At 46.2% G+C, this 22101-nt stretch carries 24 protein-coding genes; 14 read left to right on the forward strand and 10 right to left on the reverse strand.

The genetic code is table 11. The features are described 5' to 3' along the window. Positions 1–207: 207 nt before the first annotated feature. The 3 genes from rph to L2096_RS11340 form a co-directional block, all read right to left on the reverse strand. Positions 208–924, reverse strand: coding sequence for a ribonuclease PH (rph, locus tag L2096_RS11330; protein ID WP_004941812.1), 717 nt, complete (start codon positions 922–924; stop codon positions 208–210). A 111-nt stretch (positions 925–1035) separates the two neighbouring features. Beyond that, on the reverse strand, positions 1036–2190 hold the full coding sequence (locus L2096_RS11335) for a fatty acid desaturase family protein (RefSeq protein WP_004941814.1): 1155 nt from the start codon (positions 2188–2190) through the stop codon (positions 1036–1038). Positions 2191–2222: 32 nt separating this feature from the next. Then, complete coding sequence (locus tag L2096_RS11340; protein WP_250365447.1) at positions 2223–3245, reverse strand: flavin reductase family protein; 1023 nt, start codon at positions 3243–3245, stop codon at positions 2223–2225. 191 nt (positions 3246–3436) lie between these two features. On the opposite strand from L2096_RS11340, the gene L2096_RS11345 reads away from it, so the two are divergent. Next, on the forward strand, positions 3437–4072 hold the full coding sequence (locus L2096_RS11345; RefSeq protein ID WP_004941819.1) for a TetR family transcriptional regulator: 636 nt from the start codon (positions 3437–3439) through the stop codon (positions 4070–4072). 129 nt (positions 4073–4201) lie between these two features. Beyond that, on the forward strand, positions 4202–4837 hold the full coding sequence (locus tag L2096_RS11350) for a TetR/AcrR family transcriptional regulator (RefSeq protein WP_004941821.1): 636 nt from the start codon (positions 4202–4204) through the stop codon (positions 4835–4837). Positions 4838–4917: 80 nt separating this feature from the next. Here the strand turns inward: L2096_RS11350 and L2096_RS11355 are convergent, their stop codons facing one another. After that, on the reverse strand, positions 4918–5538 hold the full coding sequence (locus L2096_RS11355; RefSeq protein WP_250365448.1) for a thiol:disulfide interchange protein DsbA/DsbL: 621 nt from the start codon (positions 5536–5538) through the stop codon (positions 4918–4920). A gap of 179 nt (positions 5539–5717) precedes the next feature. Here L2096_RS11355 and ubiG point away from each other — a divergent pair, with 179 nt between their 5' ends. The 11 genes from ubiG to L2096_RS11410 all read left to right on the forward strand — a co-directional run bounded on the left by ubiG (position 5718) and on the right by L2096_RS11410 (position 15781). Then, positions 5718–6428, forward strand: coding sequence for a bifunctional 2-polyprenyl-6-hydroxyphenol methylase/3-demethylubiquinol 3-O-methyltransferase UbiG (ubiG, locus tag L2096_RS11360; protein ID WP_004941828.1), 711 nt, complete (start codon positions 5718–5720; stop codon positions 6426–6428). After that, complete coding sequence (locus tag L2096_RS11365; RefSeq protein ID WP_250365457.1) at positions 6428–7138, forward strand: HAD family hydrolase; 711 nt, start codon at positions 6428–6430, stop codon at positions 7136–7138. Before ubiG ends, L2096_RS11365 begins: the two co-directional genes overlap by 1 nt. A gap of 31 nt (positions 7139–7169) precedes the next feature. After that, complete coding sequence (locus L2096_RS11370) at positions 7170–7916, forward strand: YciK family oxidoreductase (protein ID WP_004941833.1); 747 nt, start codon at positions 7170–7172, stop codon at positions 7914–7916. A 308-nt stretch (positions 7917–8224) separates the two neighbouring features. Then, positions 8225–8626, forward strand: coding sequence for an RcnB family protein (locus tag L2096_RS11375; RefSeq protein ID WP_004944447.1), 402 nt, complete (start codon positions 8225–8227; stop codon positions 8624–8626). 182 nt (positions 8627–8808) lie between these two features. Continuing rightward, positions 8809–9114: an RcnB family protein gene (locus L2096_RS11380; RefSeq protein ID WP_004941838.1), complete on the forward strand. Its 306-nt coding sequence runs from the start codon at positions 8809–8811 to the stop codon at positions 9112–9114. A gap of 109 nt (positions 9115–9223) precedes the next feature. Then, positions 9224–10576, forward strand: a complete 1353-nt coding sequence (gene argA, locus L2096_RS11385) for an amino-acid N-acetyltransferase (RefSeq protein WP_004941842.1) — start codon at positions 9224–9226, stop codon at positions 10574–10576. Positions 10577–10977: 401 nt separating this feature from the next. Beyond that, entirely contained in the window at positions 10978–11952 is a 975-nt protein-coding gene (locus L2096_RS11390; protein ID WP_250365449.1) for a sulfonate ABC transporter substrate-binding protein, read from the forward strand. Positions 11953–11969: 17 nt separating this feature from the next. After that, complete coding sequence (locus L2096_RS11395; protein ID WP_250365450.1) at positions 11970–12965, forward strand: aliphatic sulfonate ABC transporter substrate-binding protein; 996 nt, start codon at positions 11970–11972, stop codon at positions 12963–12965. A 27-nt stretch (positions 12966–12992) separates the two neighbouring features. Beyond that, a complete protein-coding gene (gene ssuD / locus L2096_RS11400) occupies positions 12993–14177 on the forward strand; it encodes an FMNH2-dependent alkanesulfonate monooxygenase (RefSeq protein ID WP_025095217.1) in 1185 nt (394 codons plus the stop codon). Further along, entirely contained in the window at positions 14174–14974 is an 801-nt protein-coding gene (ssuC, locus tag L2096_RS11405) for an aliphatic sulfonate ABC transporter permease SsuC (protein ID WP_004941853.1), read from the forward strand. The genes ssuD and ssuC overlap by 4 nt, the downstream gene beginning before the upstream one ends. A gap of 12 nt (positions 14975–14986) precedes the next feature. After that, the gene (locus L2096_RS11410) at positions 14987–15781 is read left to right on the forward strand and encodes an ATP-binding cassette domain-containing protein (RefSeq protein ID WP_151978140.1); all 795 of its coding nucleotides are present in this window, start codon (positions 14987–14989) and stop codon (positions 15779–15781) included. Between the two features lie 62 nt (positions 15782–15843). On the opposite strand, the gene rutG is transcribed toward L2096_RS11410, so the two are convergent. The 5 genes from rutG to rutA form a co-directional block, all read right to left on the reverse strand. After that, on the reverse strand, positions 15844–17208 hold the full coding sequence (gene rutG / locus L2096_RS11415; protein WP_004944467.1) for a pyrimidine utilization transport protein G: 1365 nt from the start codon (positions 17206–17208) through the stop codon (positions 15844–15846). 27 nt (positions 17209–17235) lie between these two features. Continuing rightward, a complete protein-coding gene (gene rutF, locus L2096_RS11420) occupies positions 17236–17802 on the reverse strand; it encodes an NADH-dependent FMN reductase RutF (RefSeq protein WP_250365451.1) in 567 nt (188 codons plus the stop codon). A gap of 69 nt (positions 17803–17871) precedes the next feature. Beyond that, positions 17872–18258 (reverse strand): pyrimidine utilization protein C, encoded by a 387-nt coding sequence (gene rutC / locus L2096_RS11425; RefSeq protein WP_004944472.1) that lies wholly within the window; start codon positions 18256–18258, stop codon positions 17872–17874. Between the two features lie 11 nt (positions 18259–18269). Further along, complete coding sequence (gene rutB / locus L2096_RS11430; protein WP_151840447.1) at positions 18270–19004, reverse strand: pyrimidine utilization protein B; 735 nt, start codon at positions 19002–19004, stop codon at positions 18270–18272. Then, entirely contained in the window at positions 19001–20110 is a 1110-nt protein-coding gene (gene rutA / locus L2096_RS11435; RefSeq protein WP_250365452.1) for a pyrimidine utilization protein A, read from the reverse strand. Before rutA ends, rutB begins: the two co-directional genes overlap by 4 nt. Positions 20111–20559: 449 nt before the next feature. On the opposite strand from rutA, the gene L2096_RS11440 reads away from it, so the two are divergent. Beyond that, positions 20560–21174 (forward strand): TetR/AcrR family transcriptional regulator, encoded by a 615-nt coding sequence (locus L2096_RS11440; RefSeq protein WP_004941873.1) that lies wholly within the window; start codon positions 20560–20562, stop codon positions 21172–21174. 1 nt (position 21175) lies between these two features. Here L2096_RS11440 and rutD read toward each other — a convergent pair whose 3' ends face one another. Further along, positions 21176–21991, reverse strand: coding sequence for a pyrimidine utilization protein D (gene rutD / locus L2096_RS11445; RefSeq protein ID WP_250365453.1), 816 nt, complete (start codon positions 21989–21991; stop codon positions 21176–21178). Positions 21992–22101: the final 110 nt, after the last annotated feature.

Raw genomic sequence — 22101 nt, forward strand, 5'->3', positions numbered from 1 at the left:
ACTTTAATGAGTAAGCATGATCAGGATGGGCAGAGAGTGTAGGTGCTTCAATACAAAAGGTTACGCTTTGTGAAACAATTTGAAATCTTGTAACGAAGTTTCTGTTTTCACTATTTTTTTAAACTAGAAAGTGACGCCTAATCTGCATCATATTGGAAATAGACATAAAAAAACGCATCCTAAGATGCGTTTTCTATTGAAACTATTTTACCAGCCTAGTGCATCTTGCTGCTTTTTAATGAGCTGCTGAATTCCTTTTTCAGCCATTTCCAACATGGCATCGGCTTGTGTACGGGTAAACGGCTTGTCTTCTGCTGTACCCTGAATTTCAATGAATTCGCCCGACTGAGTCATGACGACGTTTAGGTCAGTCTGACAGTTTGAATCTTCTTCATAGCACAAATCGAGCAAGACTTCGTCTTGATACATGCCTACAGAAATTGCAGCCACCAAGCCTTTGAGTGGATCATGCTTGATTTTTTTCTTTTCCAGTAACACGTTCATCGCATCGACCAACGCCACAGCAGCACCCGTAATGGCAGCAGTACGCGTTCCTCCGTCAGCTTGGATCACATCGCAGTCGATGGTGATGGTATTTTCACCCAGCTTTTTCAAATCGACCATAGCACGCAGGCTTCGACCAATCAGACGCTGAATTTCCTGTGTACGTCCACTTTGCTTGCCACGCGCCGCTTCACGGTCACTACGTGTATGCGTTGAGCGCGGCAACATACCGTATTCAGCGGTTACCCAGCCCTGGCCTTGGCCTTTTAGAAAACGCGGCACGGAATGATCGATACTAGCAGTACATAAAACCTTGGTATGACCAAATTCAACCAATACGGAACCTTCTGCATAACGCGTATAATTGCGCGTAATTTTTACATCACGTAATTGATCGAGAGCACGTTGGTCAATACGCATAACTTATCCTTAATAGCCACTATTCAAATTGCTGCATAGTATAGCAAACCTGACTTTGAAGATTGGACAAATTTTCAGCGCCTCTTACAACTGTACAAAACAGCAACTGACTCAGGTGTACCCACCCAACAAGCGCTGTTTGATTTTCTGCCAGCGTCCAGTCACTTTGATCGATACATCATTGGGTAACGAACATTTAGCGAGGCGAACCCATACACTCCAAAACTGTTGGGTAAAATTGGCTTCGTTGTAATGTACGCCATACGCTTCGCATAAGGCTTTTACTTTTGGTGCAACCTCGGCATAACGGTTGGCCGGCATGTCTGGAAACAAGTGATGCTCAATCTGGTGGCTCAAGTTACCGCTTAAAATGTGTAACCATTCGGCACCACTAAAGTTGCTCGATCCGCGAATTTGACGTAAGTACCACTGCGCGCGTGTTTCGGTAGCCGTATGATCTTCTTCAAAGGTTTCAGCATCTTCGGTAAAGTGACCATTAAAAATCACCGCAGAAGACCATAAATTACGAATCACATTTGCGACAGCATTGCCCATAAAGACAGGAATCGCATTTGGGCCGGCAATGAGTGGAAAAAATACATAGTCTTTGCCCACCTGACGCACCACTTTTTTGCGCAGTTTGGCAGAGTCCAGCCAGACCTGTTTCCAGCTTCTAGTTTTATACACCAAGGCATCTTCTAGGTGCAGATTTTGCACACCGACGTACCATTCAAAAAACAGCATCAGCTGCGCTGCCATCGGGATATTCAAAAGAAAGCGCGGTTCCCATTTTTGCTGTTCACTCACGCGCAGTAAGCCATAACCGACATCGTGATCTTTACCGACGATATTGGTGTAAGTATGGTGCACATAGTTATGCGTGTGTTTCCAGTCGTCGCCTGTAGCAATAGTGTCCCAGTCGTAATTGGCGCCGTTCAGACTCGGATCATTGAGCCAGTCAAACTGACCGTGCATGACGTTGTGTCCGAGTTCCATGTTTTCTACAATTTTAGAGACACCCAATAGCCCTGTTCCGAGAAGCCATACAGGTGGAATCCAGCCGCCAAACATCAGCATGCCACGTGAAGCAATTTCGCTGTAGCGGACAAAGTTGCGAATTTTATAGATATACAGTGCATCGGCTTCGCCTAAGTGATCCATCACCTCACGGCGAATCGTTTCAATCTCTTGGCCAAAGGCCTCGATTTGTTCAGGGCTTAAATAGCTCGATTTACTGTGTTCAGGAAATTTAACCGACATATTCATTGTTTTTCTCCGAATCCTGATCTTGTAACGTTTTATAGGTTAATCACGACAGGACTGACCGCCTGACTAACGCAAAGTTTGATCTGGGTATTGCTGCCATGATCAATTTCACCGGTCAGTATATTTTTGGTGCTTCCGCTGACTTTGGTGCATGTGCAGGTATTGCAAATTCCCATACGACAGCCATGCGCAGGGCGTAGTCCAGCCTGCTCGGCACTTTCAAGCAAGTTACCTCGGGCCTCAAATTGCTGCTGTGCACGCATAAAAGTCACTGGCTGTGCCTCAAGCGATTCATCCACTTGGGTCTGGAAATACTCCATATGCAATTTGTCGCGGCACCCTAACTGGGTAAAAATGTCATCTGCTGCATGCATCATCGCCGAGGCACCACAGGCATAAACCTGACACTGTGCAAGATCGGATATGCGTTGATTTAAAAAATCCAAACTCAGATGCTGTGGCTGCTGTGCAGTATTAATGTGATGATAGCGGACTGTTTCGTGCTGATCGGCCACCTGCTGCAACATGGCATGAAATGCATCGTCGCGGGTGAAGTAAACCACATCGATTTGCTCAGATTGCTGAAGAAGTGCTTGCTCTAACAAGGCATAAATGGCCGTAATGCCGCTGCCAGAGGCAATGAGTAATACACGATTCGCTGCCGGCGCCAAAATAAAGTCACCTTGCGGCTGCGAAATCTCAATCACCTGCCCCACATTAAGCTGGCTCATTGCACGAGACACCTTGCCTTGTACCTTAACGCCTAAATCAATCTGACCATTGGGGTGGCTACGCATAATCGAATAACTGCGCTGCTGATGAACACCCTCAAGCACCAGCGTGACCAAGAGGTTTTGTCCGGCACGGATCTGCTGTGTATTAAAATGAGTATTCGGTAATAAAGACACTTGATAAAAATCAGGCGCTACGGCTTTAACCGCAACCACCTGTGCTTTGGCTTTCTTCCACGACCACATTGGGTTGACCTGTTCGAGTACAAAATCGACAAAGTCTTCACGAATCCATTGCGGCTGGTAGCGGGCTAACATGTTCATACGTTCCTCGTTTGTATCTGGCTATTTATATGAGTGAACAAATGTGCTTTTAGTGAACACTTGTACACAATAGACTCTTTTTTTATTTCAGTCAACAGGTGTTCACTGGTTTTTTGATTGCTTATTTTTACTTTTTTGAAATACCGATGCTTTTTGATAGACTCGTGGCAGGTTTTTATTAGGTCATGGGCATGTCGATCCGGGATGAACGTAAACAGCAAAGTCGTCAGGCATTACTCGATGCCGCGTTACAACTGAGTACAGGGGGTCGTTCATTTAGCAGTATCAGTCTGCGCGAAGTGGCCCGCGAGGTCGGCTTGGTTCCCACTGCGTTTTATCGGCATTTTCAAGATATGGATGCATTAGGACAAGAACTGGTCGATCAAGTTGCGCTTCATATTAAAAGTCTGATTCATCAGCTCGGTCAAAGTTATCTGCAACAAGCCAATTCACATCCGCAAACCAGTATTGAGCTGTTTTTTCAAGCCATCAACCGCAGCCCTCTAGAATGGCAATTTATGATTGCTGAGCGTTGGGGCGGCTCTGCGGCAGTACGTCAGGCCATTGCACGCGAAATCGACGATTTGATTGAAGATCTGGCCAGCGACCTGCGCAAACTGCCGATGTTTGAACATATTCAGCATTCTCAAGATTTAAAAGTGCTTTCCGATATTTTGATTAATATGTCTTTTACCTGGGCCATGACATGGCTAAGCCTGCCACGTCAATTACAAGAGCCTATGTTGTCTGATCAGCAACACAACTTTGTTGAAAATGCCACAACCCAAGTGCGCTTATTGTTCAGAGGCGTTGCAAACTGGGAATAGCGTGGCTTTTTTTGTTGATGACAGGTGATGCAACATGCTATAGATGGGAGGTATCACCTAAGACAACAGATAATTTCGCCCAAAGCAAATGGATGCTGGCGTGTGATCAAAACAGTGACAGGAATACTCATGAATCCAGATCGCCATCAACAATTTTTAATCCGTAAAGAACGCATCTTAAGTGTCGCCGAAAAGCTGTTATTGGAAAACAATCAGGAAATTACCCTAGACGAGCTGGTGGCAGAGCTTGATATCGCCAAAGGCACCCTCTATAAACATTTTAAAAGTAAAAATGAACTACTTTTAGAGCTGGTGATTCAAAATGAAAAGCGTTTGCTGGAGATTTCCCAACAGCACAATCGTGATTTCAAGGAATATGCACCAACCTACATGTTGCACCATTTGACGGCGCCTGCACGTACCATCTTGCTGCATCAGCTTGAAGAAAATCTGACCATGACCGAATCGAAGCTGAATCACCTATTCGAAGCGCTCTATGAGATTCGTCAGGCACGTATTCTGGCCATCAAGGACATTACTGAGGCCTATTTGAAATCGGTCAATTACGATATGTCGATTCGTGATTACCTGTCGTACATTTGGTCACTGACGTATGGTGCGGCACTGTTGCTCAATTCGAGCTATTATCAGCGTTCGATTGGCTCACGACAAAAACTGATCAACTTGTATATCAATCAGGCGCTTTCTTTACCTGCGCAGTCGATCAATCTGGATGCATTCGAGATTGAACTCAAAGATGCCTAACCCTTGCAAAAGCAGCATGTACAAAAAAGGTTTCTGATGTTCAGAAACCTTTTTATGAGGGCTAATCGCAATTTTGTGGGTTATTTTTTCGCAGCGCGCTCTTTTTGCACCAGATAGTTCACCACCTGAACCACTTTACCATCTTCACCCTGTACCACGTATTTGCCGTTGACCACCACAGCCGGCACGCCCGTTAATTGATACTGCTGCGCCAGTTTGTTCGATTCAGCAATTTTGGCCGTAATCGGGAAAGAGTTAAACATGCTGTTGAACTTTTGCTCTGGCACGCCATAGTTCACATAAAACTTGGCCAAAGATGCCTGATCAAAAATTTGCTGGTTTTGGGCATGGATCGCATGGAACAACGGGAGATGCGTTTTTTGACGTACACCCAGCGCTTCAGACACATAATAGGCACGAGCACCCTGCTCCCAGACTTTGTTCATGGCAGCCGGCGTGCGCAAGAAATTCACATCTTTTGGCAGTTGCTTTAACCATGTTTGCATGTATGGCTCAAGCTTATAACAGTGCGGACAGCCGTACCAGAAAAACTCACGTACTTCAATTTTGCCCGGTACCGCGACTTTACCCGGGTTTGCAATCACGGTGTAGTCCTTGCCTGCCACAAAGTCGGCTGCCATCGTGGTGCCCGAAAAGACCATTATTGCAGCAGAAAGTCCGCCCAAAACAAATTTTTTCATTGTCCGTATTATCCTCTGAATCGTTATGCTGAGTGTATGCGCTAAATATAAAACAAATATTCAATTTTCGTTTCGTTGTGTGAAGATTTTTTCTGAATTTATCGCTTTTTCTAGAATTATCGCTACACTAAACAATATATCAAAATCATGACAATCCATTTTAATCTGAGGTCACCCGCATGTCACAGTTGAATGTTGATCCACAAGAAATTGCAAAATTTGAAGCACTTGCGGCCCAATGGTGGGATCAGGATTCTGAATTTCGACCATTGCATCAGATCAATCCATTGCGTCTGAACTGGATTGACGAGCATGCAGGCGGTTTGGCGGGTAAAAAGGTGCTTGATGTCGGCTGTGGGGGCGGTATTTTAGCCGAAAGCATGGCACGCCGTGGTGCAGATGTACTCGGAATCGATATGGGTGAAGCGCCGCTGAATGTGGGTCGTTTGCATGCCCAGCAAGAAAACGTCAGCAACATCGAATACCGTCAGGTACTGGTGGAAGACTTGGCCAAAGAACAAGCCGGTCAGTACGATGTCGTGACCTGTATGGAAATGATGGAACACGTGCCAGACCCTGCATCGATTATTCGTGCTTGTCAGGCTTTGGTTAAACCGGGTGGACATGTTTTTTTCTCCACCATTAACCGTAATCCAAAGTCTTATGTATTTGCCATTTTAGGTGCCGAATACATCTTGCGTTTGTTGCCAAAAGGCACGCATGACTATCACAAATTTATCCGACCGTCCGAAATGGCGCAAGACATTCGCCATGCGGGGCTCACGCTCAAAAATATGATCGGTCTGCATTATAATCCGCTGACCAAGCGTTACTGGCTCGCGCCAAATGTCGATGTTAACTACATGGTTCATACGGTAAAACAAGGATAATCATGAGCGCTGTTCTTTTTGATCTTGATGGTACCCTGATTGACACAGCGGCTGACTTTATTCGCATCATTCAGACCATGTGCCGTGAAGAACAGCGTGATGTAGTCGATGCCGACTTGATTCGCACTCAAGTGTCTGAAGGCGCTCGTGCCATGGTGAAGTTGGTCTATCCAGAACTGGCCGTCGATGATGCGACCTTTCTCGCGCATCGTCAGCGCTTTCTCGATTTGTATGAGCAAGATATTGTCGTCGACACCGACCTGTTTAGCGGGATGACATCTTTACTCGAACAGTTAGAAGCGCAGCAGATTCCGTGGGGTATTGTCACCAATAAACCACGTTATCTGACCGAATTGCTGTTAAAGCGACTTGATCTGACCGAGCGCTGTGCGGTATTGGTATGCCCAGAAGATGTCAAACATGCCAAACCTGATCCAGAACCCATGTTTCTGGCGGCCGAGCAGCTTCAGGTTCCAGCCGAGAAAATTATTTATGTGGGTGATCATCCGCGTGATATCGATGCAGGACGCGCAGCCAACATGTATACGATTCTGGCCGCTTATGGTTACCTACCGCTGGCCTACAAAGACGATCTGGCGGCATGGCAAGCCGATGCGATTGTGCACACGGTTACAGAACTTGAAACAAAAATTTTGCAGCAGCTGGGTTTAAAATCAAATCCAGCTGAACAGATGCAACAGCATGCTTGATAACAACACTCAATTTTAAGGAGGTTCCACAATGAAATATTCAGAATATCAACCTCGTACCGATTTACTCAAAGACCGCATTATTTTAATCACGGGTGCTGGCGATGGCATTGGGCGTGCAGCAGCACTAAGTTATGCCTTGCACGGCGCTACAGTGGTCTTGCATGGCCGTACCCTAAACAAACTTGAAGTCATTTATGACGAAATTGAGAGTCTGGGTGCACCGCAACCGGCCATTTTGCCGTTACAGCTTTCAAGTGCTTCAGATCGTGATTACGAATTGCTGTTTAATACTCTTGAAGACCAGTTTGGTCGCCTAGACGGTATTTTGCACAATGCGGGCATCTTGGGTGAACGTGTTCCGCTGGCGCATTATCCTGCCGACGTATGGGATGATGTCATGGCAGTAAACCTGCGCGCACCGTTTGTATTAACGCAGGCACTATTGCCCTTGCTTGAAAAATCGCAAAATGCATCGGTAGTGTTTGCCAGCTCCGGTGTGGGCCGTGAAGCGCGCGCATTATGGGGGGCTTATTCGGTTTCAAAAGTTGCCATTGAAGCTGTCAGCAAAATTTTTGCCAGCGAACATACTTATCCGAATATTCGCTTTAACTGCATTAACCCGGGGGCAACACGTACCGCCATGCGTGCTAAAGCCTATCCTGAAGAAGATCCACTGTCTTTACCAACATCCGAATCGATCATGCCCGCCTATCTGTACTTGATGGGTGATGATAGTCTCGATTTAAACGGCGTCAGTATCGATGCACAGGATTAACGGATAAAGCGAATCTTGAACAGCATGTGTTCGGTCACTTACACATTGGTCTAGGTCTGGTTGCGTATGCAATCAGATCCATTTAAAGTGAAGATCATGATCAAATAAAAATATTGCATCTTATGATATACAAGCCAGATCTAAGCCGAAAAAATTCAGCACCTTAGCCTGATAAACAAAAAAGATATCTCCATATTTTTAATAGAATTATTGAATGATCTTCACAGTTTCTCTGCATTTTTTTTGTACATTAAAGGCTCGTACAAATACCCATTCACAGAGAATACTTGTGTCGTCGAGGATGCATCATGAAAAAGATTTTGACAAGCTTAGTCGTATCACTTGCTACGCTCACAAGCACTGTCACGATCGCAGCACCTAATTTTGATCGTGGATCAGATATGGGGGGCCCTCCCCGTGATCGCGGTCAAGGTTTTGATCGCTCAAATCGTTTTGATCGCGATCAGGATGACTCGATTCGTTCGGAGCGCCGCTTTCGTCAAGAACAAGGCGTGCAGCGTTTAAAACAGCATCGCTGGCAGACAGGTTACATCATGCCGCAGCATTATCGCGGCGATGCCTATAAAGCCGACTATCGCGAGTTTAATCTGCCCCGTCCGAGCCGTGGCCAGCAGTGGTATAAAATTAACAATGACTTTATTCTGGTCAATTCAGACAGCAACGATATTGTTCGCATCATGAATTTTTAATCGATCTCCTCAAAAAGTCAGATTTCGCCTGAACCCACGTTCAGGCTTTTTTTATTTAAGAAATTTTTTGGATCCAATTTTTATCCATGAAGTTCACATTTTCACAACGTGTCTTCATTATTCATCTTAAATCATTAATTACATTAGATTTATCAAATCGACAAAGATAAATGAGGAACATCATGCGTAAATTAACTACTGCCATTATTTTAGCAACAGCAGGTATTGTGACCACTTCGGCTATGGCTGCACCACACGATCACAACGACATGCGTCATGAGCATCATGCTGCGTATCAGGATAAAAAAGCCGACTGGCGTCCGGGTCAGTTCGCACCAAAACAGTACGTATCCGACCGTTATAAAGTCGATCATCGCGGATATAAAAAGCTTCATAAGCCAGGGCGCGGCCAACACTGGATTAAAGCCAACGGCCATTATCTTTTAATCAACGATCACAACCACAAAATTATTCAAGTCGTTCGCTAATTGAATTCCTCAAAAATGCCCAAGCCATGACGGTTTGGGCATTTTTTTATTGAAGGATTAGCGATTTTGTTTAGAATCCTAACTATGCTTTCTTTATGCTGAGCCTTCTATGTCGCTTCCAGAAAATCATTCTGAACACACTCAAACCCAACAGTATGTCCACTGGTTTCGAAACTCAGCTCCGTATATCAACGCGCATCGAAATAAAACGTTCGTTTTAATGTTTGGTGGTGAAGCCGTTCAACATCATAATTTCCAGCATATTATTCATGATATTGCCCTGCTGCACTCTCTGGGCATCCGTCTGATACTGGTACATGGTGCTCGCCCACAAATTAACCAGAATCTTCAAGAAAAATCATTATATACGCCTATTCACCAGCATCGCCGTGTCACCACACGTGAATCGTTAGCGAGTGTCATGAATGCGGTGGGTTCAATTCGTTTGCAAATTGAAGCGCTGCTGTCTATGGGGCTCGCCAACTCGCCGATGCACGGCGCACGCATTGATGCGGTGTCTGGCAATTTTGTTACTGCCAAGCCTTATGGAATCCGGGACGGTATCGATTTTCAGCTCACTGGTGAAGTACGAAGTATTGATACCGATGCGATCAGAGGCCACCTCGATAACCATAATATTGTGGTATTGGGCCCAACGGGATATTCCACCACAGGTGAGGTATTCAACTTAATGGCCGAAGAAGTGGCCACCCGTACGGCCATTGCGCTCAAAGCAGATAAACTAATTTTTCTGACCGATCAGCAAGGCTTGGTCAACGATGAAGGTAAACTGCTGCGCGAGCTGACGCCGCATCAGCTTGATCGCTACATTCAGCAAAAGGCACAAAGGCTTGAGCATGTCATTCCGCTACAAAGTGCCCAAACAGCTTCGCTTTCAGGCGTGCATCGTGTGCATTTAATTCCTTATTTTCATGATGGTGCCTTAATTGAGGAGCTGTTTACCCGTGACGGGATTGGTACGCTTATTACCGATGCACATTATGAAGAGGTGCGTATCGCCAACATTCAAGATGTCGGTGGTTTGATTCATTTGCTGCGCCCACTCGAGCAAGAAGGAATTTTGGTGTACCGCTCACGCGAACGACTGGAGAGCGAGATTGCTCAGTTTGCTGTGATTGAACGTGATGGCATGATTCTGGCGTGTGCAGCGCTGTATCCAATACCAACCGCAAAAGGCGAAATTCGTTCGGCCGAAATTGCCTGTGTAGCGGTCGATCCGGCCTATCGCAAATCCAACCGAGGTAGCCAGATTTTGCACTTTTTAGAAGAAAAAGCGCGCCAAGACGGAATTTTACAGTTATTTGTACTGACCACACGTACAGCGCACTGGTTCTTAGAGCATGGCTTTTCGCATGCCAGCGTGGACGAATTACCCGACGCGCGCCAAGCACTTTACAATTTTCAGCGTAACTCGTTGGTCTTTAAAAAAATCCTGATGTAAACCCATCTGTTGGGCAGTCGCTTGCAAGTCAGAGCCAGACTGCCCTTTGCCTTTCGCTACATGTCAGATTGTGTGAGTCATTTGGCTTTAGCAGAACTTGCTATATCTTTATTCATGCAATCTTTAGTCAAATCAGCGCTATTGCCTGCCTTCACCGCTTTATTCAGTTTTAAGATGACATTATCAATATATTAAAAATACATAAAATTCAAACACTTGATTCAATAAAGTTCATTGCCGTCATAATTTTTAAAATGACAAATACAGATAAGCTTTGCAGTTTTTTATTTATCTATTTTTTACATAAGTAATGTTAAAAATCTTATTTTTTATGCAAAGCAATTGGTTCTAAGGTGTGCCCTCTAGTTCGATCTTTTCACTTTTTCGAGGCAGCACGCATCATGGCCAGTATCGCATCTTCTTCATGGTTTAAGTTTTCAGTGATTGCAGCAGGAATCACCAGCATGATGATGCTTAGCGGCTGTGCCAAAGAACAAAAACAAGCACTCACCACTTTAAATATTGGTTTTCAAAAATACGGTTTATTGCCCATCGTGAAACAACGTGGCGATCTGGATCAGGCACTGAAAGCACAGGGTATTCAGGTGAAATGGGTCGAGTTTCCAGCGGGTCCGCAACTGCTTGAAGGCTTAAATGTCGGAAGTGTGGTATTTGGTGAGTCGGGCGAGGCACCTCCTATTTTTGCACAAGCTGCCAGCCCTAATCTGGTGTACGTGGCCAATCAGCCTGCTGCACCAAACGCCGAGGCACTGATTGTTCAAAAAAACTCGCCTATTCAAAGTATTCAAGATTTAAAAGGCAAACGCGTGGCGCTGAACAAAGGCTCAAACGTGCATTATCTGCTGCTTAAATTACTCGAGAAAAACCAGCTCACGCTGCAGGATATTCAAGTGGTGTATTTACCACCTGCCGATGCCCGTGCAGCCTTTGAAAAAGGTGCAGTGGATGCATGGGCGATTTGGGATCCATTCTTTGCAGCAGCAGAGCAGCAAATTGGCGCACGTGTACTGGCCACCGGGCAAAATCTGGTCAGTAACCATCAGTTTTATTTAGCCGATCGCAAATTTGCCGAGCAGCATCCAGAAGTACTTAAGACCGTAGTGCAACAGCTCAATCAAACCACCGAGTGGGTCAAAACCCATCAGGACGATGCAGCTCGTTTATTAGAAAAACCGACCGCGCTGGATTTCAATATTTTAAAAACGTCCATTTCGCGTATGGGCTTTGGGGTTACACCACTCTCACCTGACGTGATTCAGCAGCAGCAATACGTTGCAGATGCCTTTTATCAACAAAAACTGATTCCACAACCACTCAAAATTCAAGATGCCATTTTAACTGGCCAAATAAAATAATTGGGGCAACATTCATCATGACCATATTGAAAACATTCGGCGTAATCGGTGCATTGGGGCTTAGCGTAGTAATGACCGCATGCCAAAAGCATGACGCAGGCACAGAAAATAAAGCCCAAACCACGCCTGCAGCCGAAAGCGCAGTGAAAACCCTGACCATTGGCTTTCAAAAATCATCGCTGAATCTCTTGATTGCCAAACAACAAAAAATTTATGAACAAGAGTTTCCGGGCGCCAAAATTGAATGGCGTGAATTTCCTGCAGGGCCACAAATGCTTGAAGCCTTAGCCGTAGGTGCAGTCGATTTTGGCGCTGTGGGCAATACACCGCCTATTTTTGCTCAGGCAGCCGATAAACCGCTGAGCTATGTCGGATATGAAGTAGTTCCTGCCGATTCGCAAGCCATCTTGATTCCAACAAACAGTGGCATTCAGTCCATTGCCGATTTAAAAGGCAAGCGCATTGCCGTTCAAAAAGGATCGAGTGCGCATGAACTACTGGCCAAAGTATTGCAAAAAGCGGGGCTGAGCTGGAGCGATATTCAGCCCATTTGGCTCCCACCTGCCGATGCGCGCGCGGCTTTTGACAAAGGTGCGATTGATGCATGGTCGATCTGGGAACCGTACTTAAGCACTACCGAGCTTAAAGGCCATGCAAAATCACTGATCGATGGACGTGCGTTTCCAACCACCTATTCATTTTATATCGGCAATCCTCGCTTTATTCAGCAACACCCCGATGCAGCACAGAAAGTTTTAGATGGTTTGAATAAAGCCGATCAATGGTTTGTTCAGCATCAAGATCAAGGTTTAAGTATTTATGCGCAGAGTACGGGTCTAGACACGCAAGTCGCGAGGGCGGTGTTGGATAAGCGTGCCAAACCGTCTCCAATTCAACCCATCAATGCCGAAGTAACGCAAGCGCAGCAGCAGATTGCAGATCTGTTTCAGCAGGTGCAGCTTATTCCCAAAACCATCAACGTGAGCCAGACCATCTGGACTGCGAAGCCCTAGATTTAGCAACTTATAAGGAATGTTAGTATGAATATTTTCTGGTTTATTCCCACTCACGGTGACAGTCGCTACCTTGGAACCAGCAAAGGCGCACGTCAGGTCGACCATGGCTATATGAAGCAAATTGCTGTTGCGGTCGATCAACTGGGTTATACCGGTGTACTGATTCCGACAGGTCGTTCTTGTGAAGACCCATGGATTACGGCCGCCAGCCTCATCGATGCCACAACGCAGCTCAAGTTTTTGGTGGCGCTGCGCCCGGGCATTACCACACCAGCGCTAGCGGCGCGGATGGCAGCCACCTTCGACCGACTTTCGAATGGACGTATTTTGCTTAACTTGGTCACCGGTGGCGACGAACAGGAACTCAAAGGCGATGGCTTATATGAAGACCATGACACGCGCTATCAGACGGCCACCGAATACGTCAAAATCTGGCGCGAAATTTTAACCCGTTCGCATACAGGCGAGTCATTGACCTTTCACGGCGAACGGTTAAGTGTCGATGATGCCAAGCTACTTTATCCGCCTATTCAGCAGCCGTATCCACCGCTCTGGTTTGGTGGCTCATCTGAGGCGGCTGCCGAACTGGCTGCCGAACAAGTCGATACTTATCTGACTTGGGGTGAACCTCCAGCGGCAGTGAAAGAGAAAGTTGACGCCATGAAAGTGCGTGCACAAGCCAAAGGCCGCACACTCAATTATGGAATTCGCTTGCATGTGATTGTGCGTGAAACCAACGAGCAAGCATGGGCTGCAGCCAATGAACTGATCCAATATTTAGACGATGACACCATTGCCGCTGCACAAAAGAAATTTGCCCAGATGGATTCGGTGGGACAACAGCGTATGGCAGCCTTGCATGGCGGACGCCGCGATAAGCTTGAAGTGTCACCCAACTTGTGGGCAGGGATTGGTTTAGTTCGCGGCGGTGCAGGAACTGCACTGGTCGGTGATCCTGAAACCGTTGCCGCGCGTATTCAAGAATATGCCGACCTTGGTATCGATACCTTTATTTTCTCTGGTTATCCGCATCTAGAAGAGTCGATTCGTTTTGCTGAACTGGTGTTTCCACTGCTGCCGCTTAAAACCCGTGAAAAACTGACCCAACCGAATCTGACTGGACCATTTGGCGAGATTATTGCCAATAACTATGTTCCGAACCAGCAAAAGGACGAACCCAAAAATCAGGTCGTCAAGGAGCCCGCATGAGTCGATCGAATACATCGAATGTTTCACGTGGAACCAAAGCACTCGGGCAGCAATTGCTGCCTTGGGTATTCCCGGTGGTGCTGATTGCAGTCTGGCAATTTGCATCGAGCGTGGGCCTGTTGCAAAGCCGTGTTTTACCCGCACCGAGTGCCGTGGTGAGTGCATTTTGGCAGCTTCTGATCAGTGGTGAGCTTTGGCACCATGTCAAGGTGAGTGCTGGTCGTGCACTGATTGGCTTACTAATAGGGGGTGGACTGGGGTTATTTTTGGGGCTGCTCAATGGCTCGTCCAAAATTGCCTCTACCCTACTCGACACCACCTTACAAATGATTCGTAACATTCCTGCACTGGCGCTGATTCCACTGGTAATTTTGTGGTTTGGTATCGATGAATCTGCCAAACTGTTTTTGGTGGCCGTCGGGGTATTTTTTCCAATGTATATCAATACCTATCACGGTATTCGCTCTGTCGATCCTCAGCTGATCGAGATGGGAAAAAGTTACGGTTTGAGTCGCTGGCAGTTATATAAAGAAATTATTTTACCGGGTGCAATGCCATCGATTTTGGTGGGCTTACGTTTTTCTTTAGGTCTGGTTTGGGTATTGCTGATTGTGGCTGAAACCATCTCTGCACAAGCAGGTATTGGCTATATGACCATGAACGCACGTGAATTTTTGCAGACTGATGTCGTGCTGGTAGGCATTTTACTTTACGCCTTGCTGGGCAAACTGGCAGATGTGCTGGCACAAAGCCTAGAACGTTATTTGCTGCGCTGGCATGCAGGCTATCAACAATAAGAGGTCATGATCATGAGCAATTTAAATGTCCCGCTGTATCTAGATCAGTCAAACACAGCAGCCACTCCAGATGATACAAAAGCGCCTATCGGTGCAGAAATTTTAATCGAACAACTGCATAAGTTTTATGGTCAGGTTAAAGTACTCGAAGATCTGGATTTACACATTCAACCCGGCGAGTTTATTGCGATTGTTGGGCGTAGCGGCTGTGGTAAAAGCACCCTGCTACGCCTCATTGCGGGGCTTGAAGACACCAGTTACGGTGAAATCAAATTTAAATCGGCACGCAATTTCCGTGAAGGCATTACATCAGACGACATTCGGGTCATGTTCCAAGATCCACGCCTGTTGCCATGGAAAAGTATTGTGCATAATGTGCAGTTGGGTTTAAAGAAAGAACAGCAGCATCATGCCGCTACCTTGCTTGAAAAAGTCGGCTTAAAAGACAAAGCAGAACAATGGCCGTCGCAGCTTTCGGGTGGTCAGCGCCAGCGTACAGCCTTGGCACGTGCGCTTTCACATTTCCCACGCATCTTATTGCTAGATGAGCCACTGGGTGCGCTCGATGCCCTGACGCGCCTTGAGATGCAAAGCCTGATTGAACGTTTATGGACTGAGCAAGGCTTTACGGCTATTTTGGTTACACATGATGTCAGTGAGGCGGTGCAATTGGCAGACCGCATCATCCTGCTGGATAAAGGCCATATTGCACAAAGTTTTGAGGTGAAATTGCCGCGTCCGCGCCAGAAAAGTCTAGAGTTTGCCCAGCTTGAGCAACAGGTGCTTGAAGCCGTTTTAGCCACCTAAATACTACTGCCCAAATAAAAAACAGCGTGTCATCTGGCACGCTGTTTTTTTTATTTTTCTTTTTAGGAGGAATGCGGTGTTGCAGGATGAATCGTTTTTTCGGTCGATGCATTCACTGTTGCGACAGGCTGCTGCTGAGTTCGGTTTAAAAGCAAATTCAATACAATCGCCGCCAGCGTAGCCGTGCCAATACCGCCCAAATCAAATGCACCAATATGCAAACTAAAGTTACCGGCCCCCATAATCAAACTGACCGCCGCGATAATCAGCGTGCTGTTTTGACTAAAATCAACTCGATGATCGATCCAGATTTTGGCTCCGGCCACTGTAATCAGGCCAAATACCACAATCGATGCACCACCCAGCAGTGCCACCGGAATGGTATGAATAATCGCACCAAATTTTGGAGATAAACCCAGTAAAATCGCAAAGACACCTGCAAATAAAAAGATGGTGGTGGAATAAACCTTGGTCACCGCCATCACACCAATATTTTCTGCATAAGTGGTCATGCCGGTGCCGCCTACAGAAGCCGATAAGGTGGTACAGACTCCATCGGCAAAAAAGCCACGCCCCATATACGGCGAAAGGTTACGACCAGTCATGGCCGAAACTGCTTTAAAATGTCCCAGATTTTCAGCCACCAAAATTAAGGCGACAGGTGCAATTAACAAAATGGCATTTGCCTGAAATACAGGCTGATGAAATGTGGGCAAACCTATCCATGCGGCTTGTGCAATTGGCGCAAAATCGATGGCTTTACCCAACCCCATCAAGTTGGCCAACACAAAGTAAGCCAGATACGCCAAACATAGTCCGACCAGTAATAATAAGCGCCGCAACATGCCTCGCGTAAAGACGGCAACGGCACTGATACACAAAATGGTCAGGACCGCCATCCATGTATCAAAGCCATTAGCAGAGACACTTTTGATGGTGACAGGTGCCAGATTTAATCCAATAATCATCACAATTGCACCCGTGACAATCGGTGGCATCAGTTTTTCAATCCATGCTGTTCCTGTTCGCATCACGATCAGCCCAATTGCAGCATAAATCAGACCACACACCACCGTACCACCCAGTGCCAATGCAATATTGGGATTGGCACCCACACCATTGTATCCTGTGGCAGCAGCAACCGCCGCAATAAAGGCAAAGCTTGAACCTAAATAGCTGGGCATCCGCCCGCCAGTGAGCAGAAAAAATAAGATGGTGCCAAATCCGGTAATCAAGATAGTCAGATTGGGATCAAAACCCATCAACATGGGTGCCAGCACCGTGGCACCAAACATGGCAAAGGCATGCTGCATACCTAAAACCACACTTTTTCCTGCGGGAAGATATTCATCGATTTGAACCGGCTGATGATTCAGGTCGCCTCGATAAGGTTTAAATTTGGTAAACCACGGTTCATGTTGCGACATGACGATTACTCCTGCTCTTTAGCTGCTTTAAGCCACAGCATGTGGTTCACAATAGTGACGATTAAAATACATCAAGGGATTTTTTCCCTGACATTGCTGTACGGCACGTACCTCACAGATCAGTACATCATGACTGCCTACCGAAACGCTTTTCACGACTTCACAATCAAACGACACCAGCGCATCTTGCAATACGGGTGATTGCGTAAGCAAACAATCCCACTCCCCCTGCGCAAAGCGATCGCTCATTGGGGTTTTACCACCAAATAAATTTGACAGATGTGCCTGATGAGCTGCCAGTGTATTTACGCAGAGCACCTTATTTTGCTCAAAGGTTTTAAACACCGATGCCCCCCGATTCAGACATACCAGTAAGGTCGGTGGAGAATCGGTGACGCTACATACGGCCGAAGCTGTAAAGCCGGATTTTCCTGCAATGCCATCGGTGGTAATCACGTGGACAGCGGCACCCAAATTAGACATTCCCTGTCGAAAAACCTGTGAGTCGACGTGTAAAGTGGTCGAACGTTCAAGTGGTGAACTGTGACGAATCAACGTTTCAATATGTTTTGCAGTGTCTTCTAATACGGTCATAACCTGTCTCCTGCCTCACTGGGCTAAGCGTGGTATCTCATACGCCGGTCGCTTTAAGGTTTTAATACTTTAAGGGGCCACATGAGCCACCGATGCAATTTCGATTAAGGCTTCGGGCTTAACCAAACCCACCTGTACGCAGTAGCGTGCTGGACGCTCATCTGGAAAGAATTCGGCATATACGGCGTTAATCGCCGCATAGTCAGACCAGTCACGTAAAAAAATATGGTTAAAGGTGATGTCTTTGAGCGTTCCTCCAGCATGACTGACAATGCCTTGAATGGTTTCAAGCACATGCCGAGTTTGGGCTGCGGCATCGCCGACATGCACCACATTGTTGTGTGCATCGAGCGGTAAAATACCAGAAACATAGACAATATGATCTGCCTTGGTGGCAGGTACATAAGGTGCCAGTGGGGCTGGTGTTCCGGCGGGTAAAATAATTTCTTTTGGCATACGGCGACTCGCTAGGCAGTTTTGGCTAAATGAGATTGATCGAAAGTTTCGACAAAGGTCTGGGTATCCGATACCCAGCCAAAAAAGGTTTTAATGTTGTACATGCTGGCCTGTTGCATCTCGACTGGCCCAGCCTGATAGCAGGCATCTTCCAGTGCAACACCAAAATATTCTAAAAAGAAGCCGTCTCGCAGAGTCGATTCCACACAGACATTGGTGGCAATACCCACAAAAACCAGATTGCGTATGCCGCGTGCACGTAGCATGCTGTCTAGCGCGGTATTGAAAAAGCCACTATAGCGAGGCTTTTCAATCACGATGTCTTGTGCCAGCGGTGTCAGTTCATCAATCAGCTCAAAATCCCAGCCACCTTTTGCCAGTAATTTGCCTTGTAATTCGGGTTGTTTGCGCATGGTTTTTAAGGCATTGGATTTATGAAAGTTCGGAGATCCTGAACCTCCTGCCTCAACATAGGCCTTGTCCCAACCATTTTTAAAATAAATGACTTGTATACCCGCAGCATGCGCGGCAGCGACGGCTTTTTGAATATTCTTGACCACAGGTTTGGTTTTCGAGACATCAAATCCGGCCAAGTCCAGATAACCGCCAATCGAGGTGTAAGCGTTTTGCATATCAATCACAATCAGCGCGGTATGCTCAGGTGCCATTTGGATGGCTTCTGGCTCGGCTTTAAGTACACATCCCGTTCCGGCACGTTCGGTAAAATCAGCAACAACGGTATTCATGCGCTTTTCTCCAATGCGGTGAGTGGACGATATTCAGCAACTGCATCTTGGCGCGACATCATCAGCGGTTGGATGCGCTCGCCAAAATCTTCAACACCTTGAACAAAATCATCAAAGGTGAGCAAGATGCCTTCAGTCCCCTGAATCTGGGCAATTTCATCGAGCATGGCAGCCACACTGGCATACGAGCCCACCAATGTGCCCATATTGATATTGACCGGTGACACACTCGAAGCCATCTGACGTACATTGGTATCTGTGCCTGAGCGTGTATCTTTACTGCCTTGATTCATCAGCCAGTTAATCGCCTCAACGTCTGCACCGGCATTGTAATGTTGCCACTTGGCCATGGCCTCAGCATCAGTTTCTGCCGCAATCACCATAAACAGCACATAAGTTTGTACATCACGCCCGGTTTGATCGGTAAACTGCTTTAAACGGTCATTAATTGCGGCATAGGCAGTCGGGGTGTTGAGGCCTTTGCCAAACACAAAATTGTAGTCGGCATGTTGTGCCGAAAATGCCAGCCCCGAATCGGATTGACCCGCACAAATAATTTTCATATCGGCTTGCGGCGTAGGGCTCACGCGGCAATCGTCCATCTGGAAGTGTTCCCCTTTAAAATCGGATTGTCCTGTCGCCCAGAGTTCACGCAGGATCTGTACATACTCAGATAAATAGTCATAGCGTTTGGCAAAATACTCATCGCCTGGCCACATTCCCATCTGGCTATATTCAGGTGCTTGCCAGCCCGTCACGACATTAAGTCCAAAACGACCATTCGAAATCGAATCAATGGTTGATGCCATTCGCGCCACAATGGCTGGTGGCATCACCAGTGTTGCAGCAGTGGCATAAATTTTGATTTTACTGGTGACCGCAGCCAACCCTGCCATGAGTGTAAAGCTCTCCATGTTATGATCCCAAAATTCAGTTTTTCCGCCAAAACCACGAAGCTTGATCATAGAGAGCGCAAAATCGAAGCCGTAATGTTCAGCGCGTTGTACAATTTTTTTATTCAGTTCAAATGTCGGCATATATTGAGGCGCATTTTCCGAAAGCAGCCAGCCGTTATTTCCGATAGGACAAAAAACACCAATTTTCATACTACCCATCCTTCTTATGACGGCAATAGGTCACGCTGTGCGTGATCGCCTAGATTAATAATCGTGGTACGTAGAATGGCCAATTCTTAATTTTTTATATTGCATACAACGTGCCAACTTTAAATAAATATTATTTTTCATATACTTAATAAAAATATATGGTCAAACAGTTTTTACCATTTAGTAAAATAATGTGGCATTCAGATGCACTGTTTTTGTGTACAGCGATTCAATAGTGTGCAAAAATCGCGCAGCAGAAAATCTGGCTGCGAAATAGGCGACTACAACCCGTTGTATGCAGCATGTGTTTACTTCCTAATCAAACTAGATAATCTCTAAACAGATGAGCGACTTAAGCGGACATAAAGCGAAAGAAAATCGCCAAGAACTGTGCACAAATCATTCGATTTCCCTTACAATGAGCTGACTTTCCCCAGTTTGTTAAATCAATGGAACAAAAAAAGAGTACGCAAAAACGTAATCAGCTTCTCAATGCCGCTCTGGATGTCTTTTCTACGTATGGCTTTAGTGGGGCGAGTCTGGACGAAATTGCGCAATTGGCACAAATGCATAAGTCCAACATCTTTTATTATTATGAAAATAAAGAAGCACTCTACGTTGAGGTGCTGACCACTGTTTTACAAAAATGGCTGGCGCCTTTACAGACGCTTGAAGTTGAGTTGGAGCCAACCGAGGCTTTGGCCCATTATCTGATTCAAAAAATTGAAGTCTCACGTACCCAGCCAAAAGCATCCAAACTGTTTGCGCTTGAGATTATTCAGGGTGCGCCGCATATTCTGGAAATTCTAAAAGGGCCGCTGAAAAAACTGTTTAAGCGTAAAGCTAAAGTTATCCAGACTTGGCAGGAACAAGGCAAAATCTCGGCAGAGATCGACCCAGAATTACTGATCTTGAACATTTGGGCCGTTACCCAAAACTATGCCGATTTCAGCACGCAAATGGACATGGTCACCGGCAAAACCTTGAAAAATAAAAGTATGCATCAGCGCGCGATCGAACATACCGTGCACATGATGCTCTATGGTGTACTGCCGCGTACGTGATTCAAGCTGATTTGAGCTGAGCATTATCTGTTTGATTCAAAAACTCAATCAGACAAGTATTGACCTGTCCAGCTTGCGTGACCGTGCAGGCATGGCCGCCTTGCGGCAAAATCACCAGCTCTGCATGACCCAGCGCCCGATACAATTGCAAAGATTGTGTATAGGGCACCAGCATATCGTCCTGATTGCACAACAGTAAAATCGGAAGTGAGTCTAGAGCGGTACAGCGCGGTTTATCCAAAACATAGTGCATCAAGGCATTTAGGCGCGCCAGAACGTTGCCATGTGGTGGAAAATCTTGCTGCAACTTGGCTTCGTGTTCAATCAGCATCGCGCTATGACTGGAAATCCAAGTGGGTGGATATAAAAATAGGGCCTGGGCATGTAAGTAAGCCTCAGCCCCGGCCTGCTCAAGTAAGGTGCGCCGAGTGGTAAAACATCTCCGCGTATGCGCATCGAGAGATTGCCAGGCATTAATCAGACTCAGACTGAGCATCTGGGCGCTGGTTTGCGCAAATCGATATGCCCATTCCACGCCAATAAAACCACCCAAGGCATGACCAATAAAATGAAAGCGTTTGATCTGCAAATGACAGAGTAACTGCTCGACCTGCTCGGCAAGATTAAAAAAAGAATAGTCTTTAGGCAAAGCCGCGCTGTCGGCATGACAGCCTTCCTGATCGTAGACCACCACATGAAAGTATGCTTGCAAGGCCTGTATTTGCGGTTGCCAGAAACTGGCATGACCACCTAAACCCGAGGCCAGCACCACATAATCGGCCTCTTTGGTCATATTTGGATAAACCTGATAGTACATTTTCAACCATTTGGTAAAATCATGATTGAAATGATCAGCAAAATTTATGCCGTTTTATAGCATATGAAAATCTTTTATGAGCAAGCCTAATCGAAATATCAAAAATCGTG

The organism is Acinetobacter sp. ACZLY 512 (assembly GCF_023614015.1).
GTDB lineage: Bacteria > Pseudomonadota > Gammaproteobacteria > Pseudomonadales > Moraxellaceae > Acinetobacter > Acinetobacter soli.

Coding starts and splice junctions, on each gene's coding strand:
- rutB (WP_151840447.1), bottom strand. CDS start 19,004: ATGAATACCGTTGTTGCTGATTTTACCGAACGTGCCGGAACGGGATGT.
- L2096_RS11375 (WP_004944447.1), top strand. CDS start 8,225: ATGAAAAAGATTTTGACAAGCTTAGTCGTATCACTTGCTACGCTCACA.
- L2096_RS11355 (WP_250365448.1), bottom strand. CDS start 5,538: ATGAAAAAATTTGTTTTGGGCGGACTTTCTGCTGCAATAATGGTCTTT.
- rutG (WP_004944467.1), bottom strand. CDS start 17,208: ATGTCGCAACATGAACCGTGGTTTACCAAATTTAAACCTTATCGAGGC.
- rutD (WP_250365453.1), bottom strand. CDS start 21,991: ATGTACTATCAGGTTTATCCAAATATGACCAAAGAGGCCGATTATGTG.
- L2096_RS11345 (WP_004941819.1), top strand. CDS start 3,437: ATGTCGATCCGGGATGAACGTAAACAGCAAAGTCGTCAGGCATTACTC.
- L2096_RS11390 (WP_250365449.1), top strand. CDS start 10,978: ATGGCCAGTATCGCATCTTCTTCATGGTTTAAGTTTTCAGTGATTGCA.
- L2096_RS11335 (WP_004941814.1), bottom strand. CDS start 2,190: ATGAATATGTCGGTTAAATTTCCTGAACACAGTAAATCGAGCTATTTA.
- L2096_RS11380 (WP_004941838.1), top strand. CDS start 8,809: ATGCGTAAATTAACTACTGCCATTATTTTAGCAACAGCAGGTATTGTG.
- L2096_RS11440 (WP_004941873.1), top strand. CDS start 20,560: ATGGAACAAAAAAAGAGTACGCAAAAACGTAATCAGCTTCTCAATGCC.
- ubiG (WP_004941828.1), top strand. CDS start 5,718: ATGTCACAGTTGAATGTTGATCCACAAGAAATTGCAAAATTTGAAGCA.
- L2096_RS11340 (WP_250365447.1), bottom strand. CDS start 3,245: ATGAACATGTTAGCCCGCTACCAGCCGCAATGGATTCGTGAAGACTTT.
- L2096_RS11350 (WP_004941821.1), top strand. CDS start 4,202: ATGAATCCAGATCGCCATCAACAATTTTTAATCCGTAAAGAACGCATC.
- rutA (WP_250365452.1), bottom strand. CDS start 20,110: ATGAAAATTGGTGTTTTTTGTCCTATCGGAAATAACGGCTGGCTGCTT.
- L2096_RS11370 (WP_004941833.1), top strand. CDS start 7,170: ATGAAATATTCAGAATATCAACCTCGTACCGATTTACTCAAAGACCGC.
- L2096_RS11395 (WP_250365450.1), top strand. CDS start 11,970: ATGACCATATTGAAAACATTCGGCGTAATCGGTGCATTGGGGCTTAGC.
- argA (WP_004941842.1), top strand. CDS start 9,224: ATGTCGCTTCCAGAAAATCATTCTGAACACACTCAAACCCAACAGTAT.
- ssuD (WP_025095217.1), top strand. CDS start 12,993: ATGAATATTTTCTGGTTTATTCCCACTCACGGTGACAGTCGCTACCTT.
- rutF (WP_250365451.1), bottom strand. CDS start 17,802: ATGACCGTATTAGAAGACACTGCAAAACATATTGAAACGTTGATTCGT.
- rph (WP_004941812.1), bottom strand. CDS start 924: ATGCGTATTGACCAACGTGCTCTCGATCAATTACGTGATGTAAAAATT.
- rutC (WP_004944472.1), bottom strand. CDS start 18,258: ATGCCAAAAGAAATTATTTTACCCGCCGGAACACCAGCCCCACTGGCA.
- ssuC (WP_004941853.1), top strand. CDS start 14,174: ATGAGTCGATCGAATACATCGAATGTTTCACGTGGAACCAAAGCACTC.
- L2096_RS11410 (WP_151978140.1), top strand. CDS start 14,987: ATGAGCAATTTAAATGTCCCGCTGTATCTAGATCAGTCAAACACAGCA.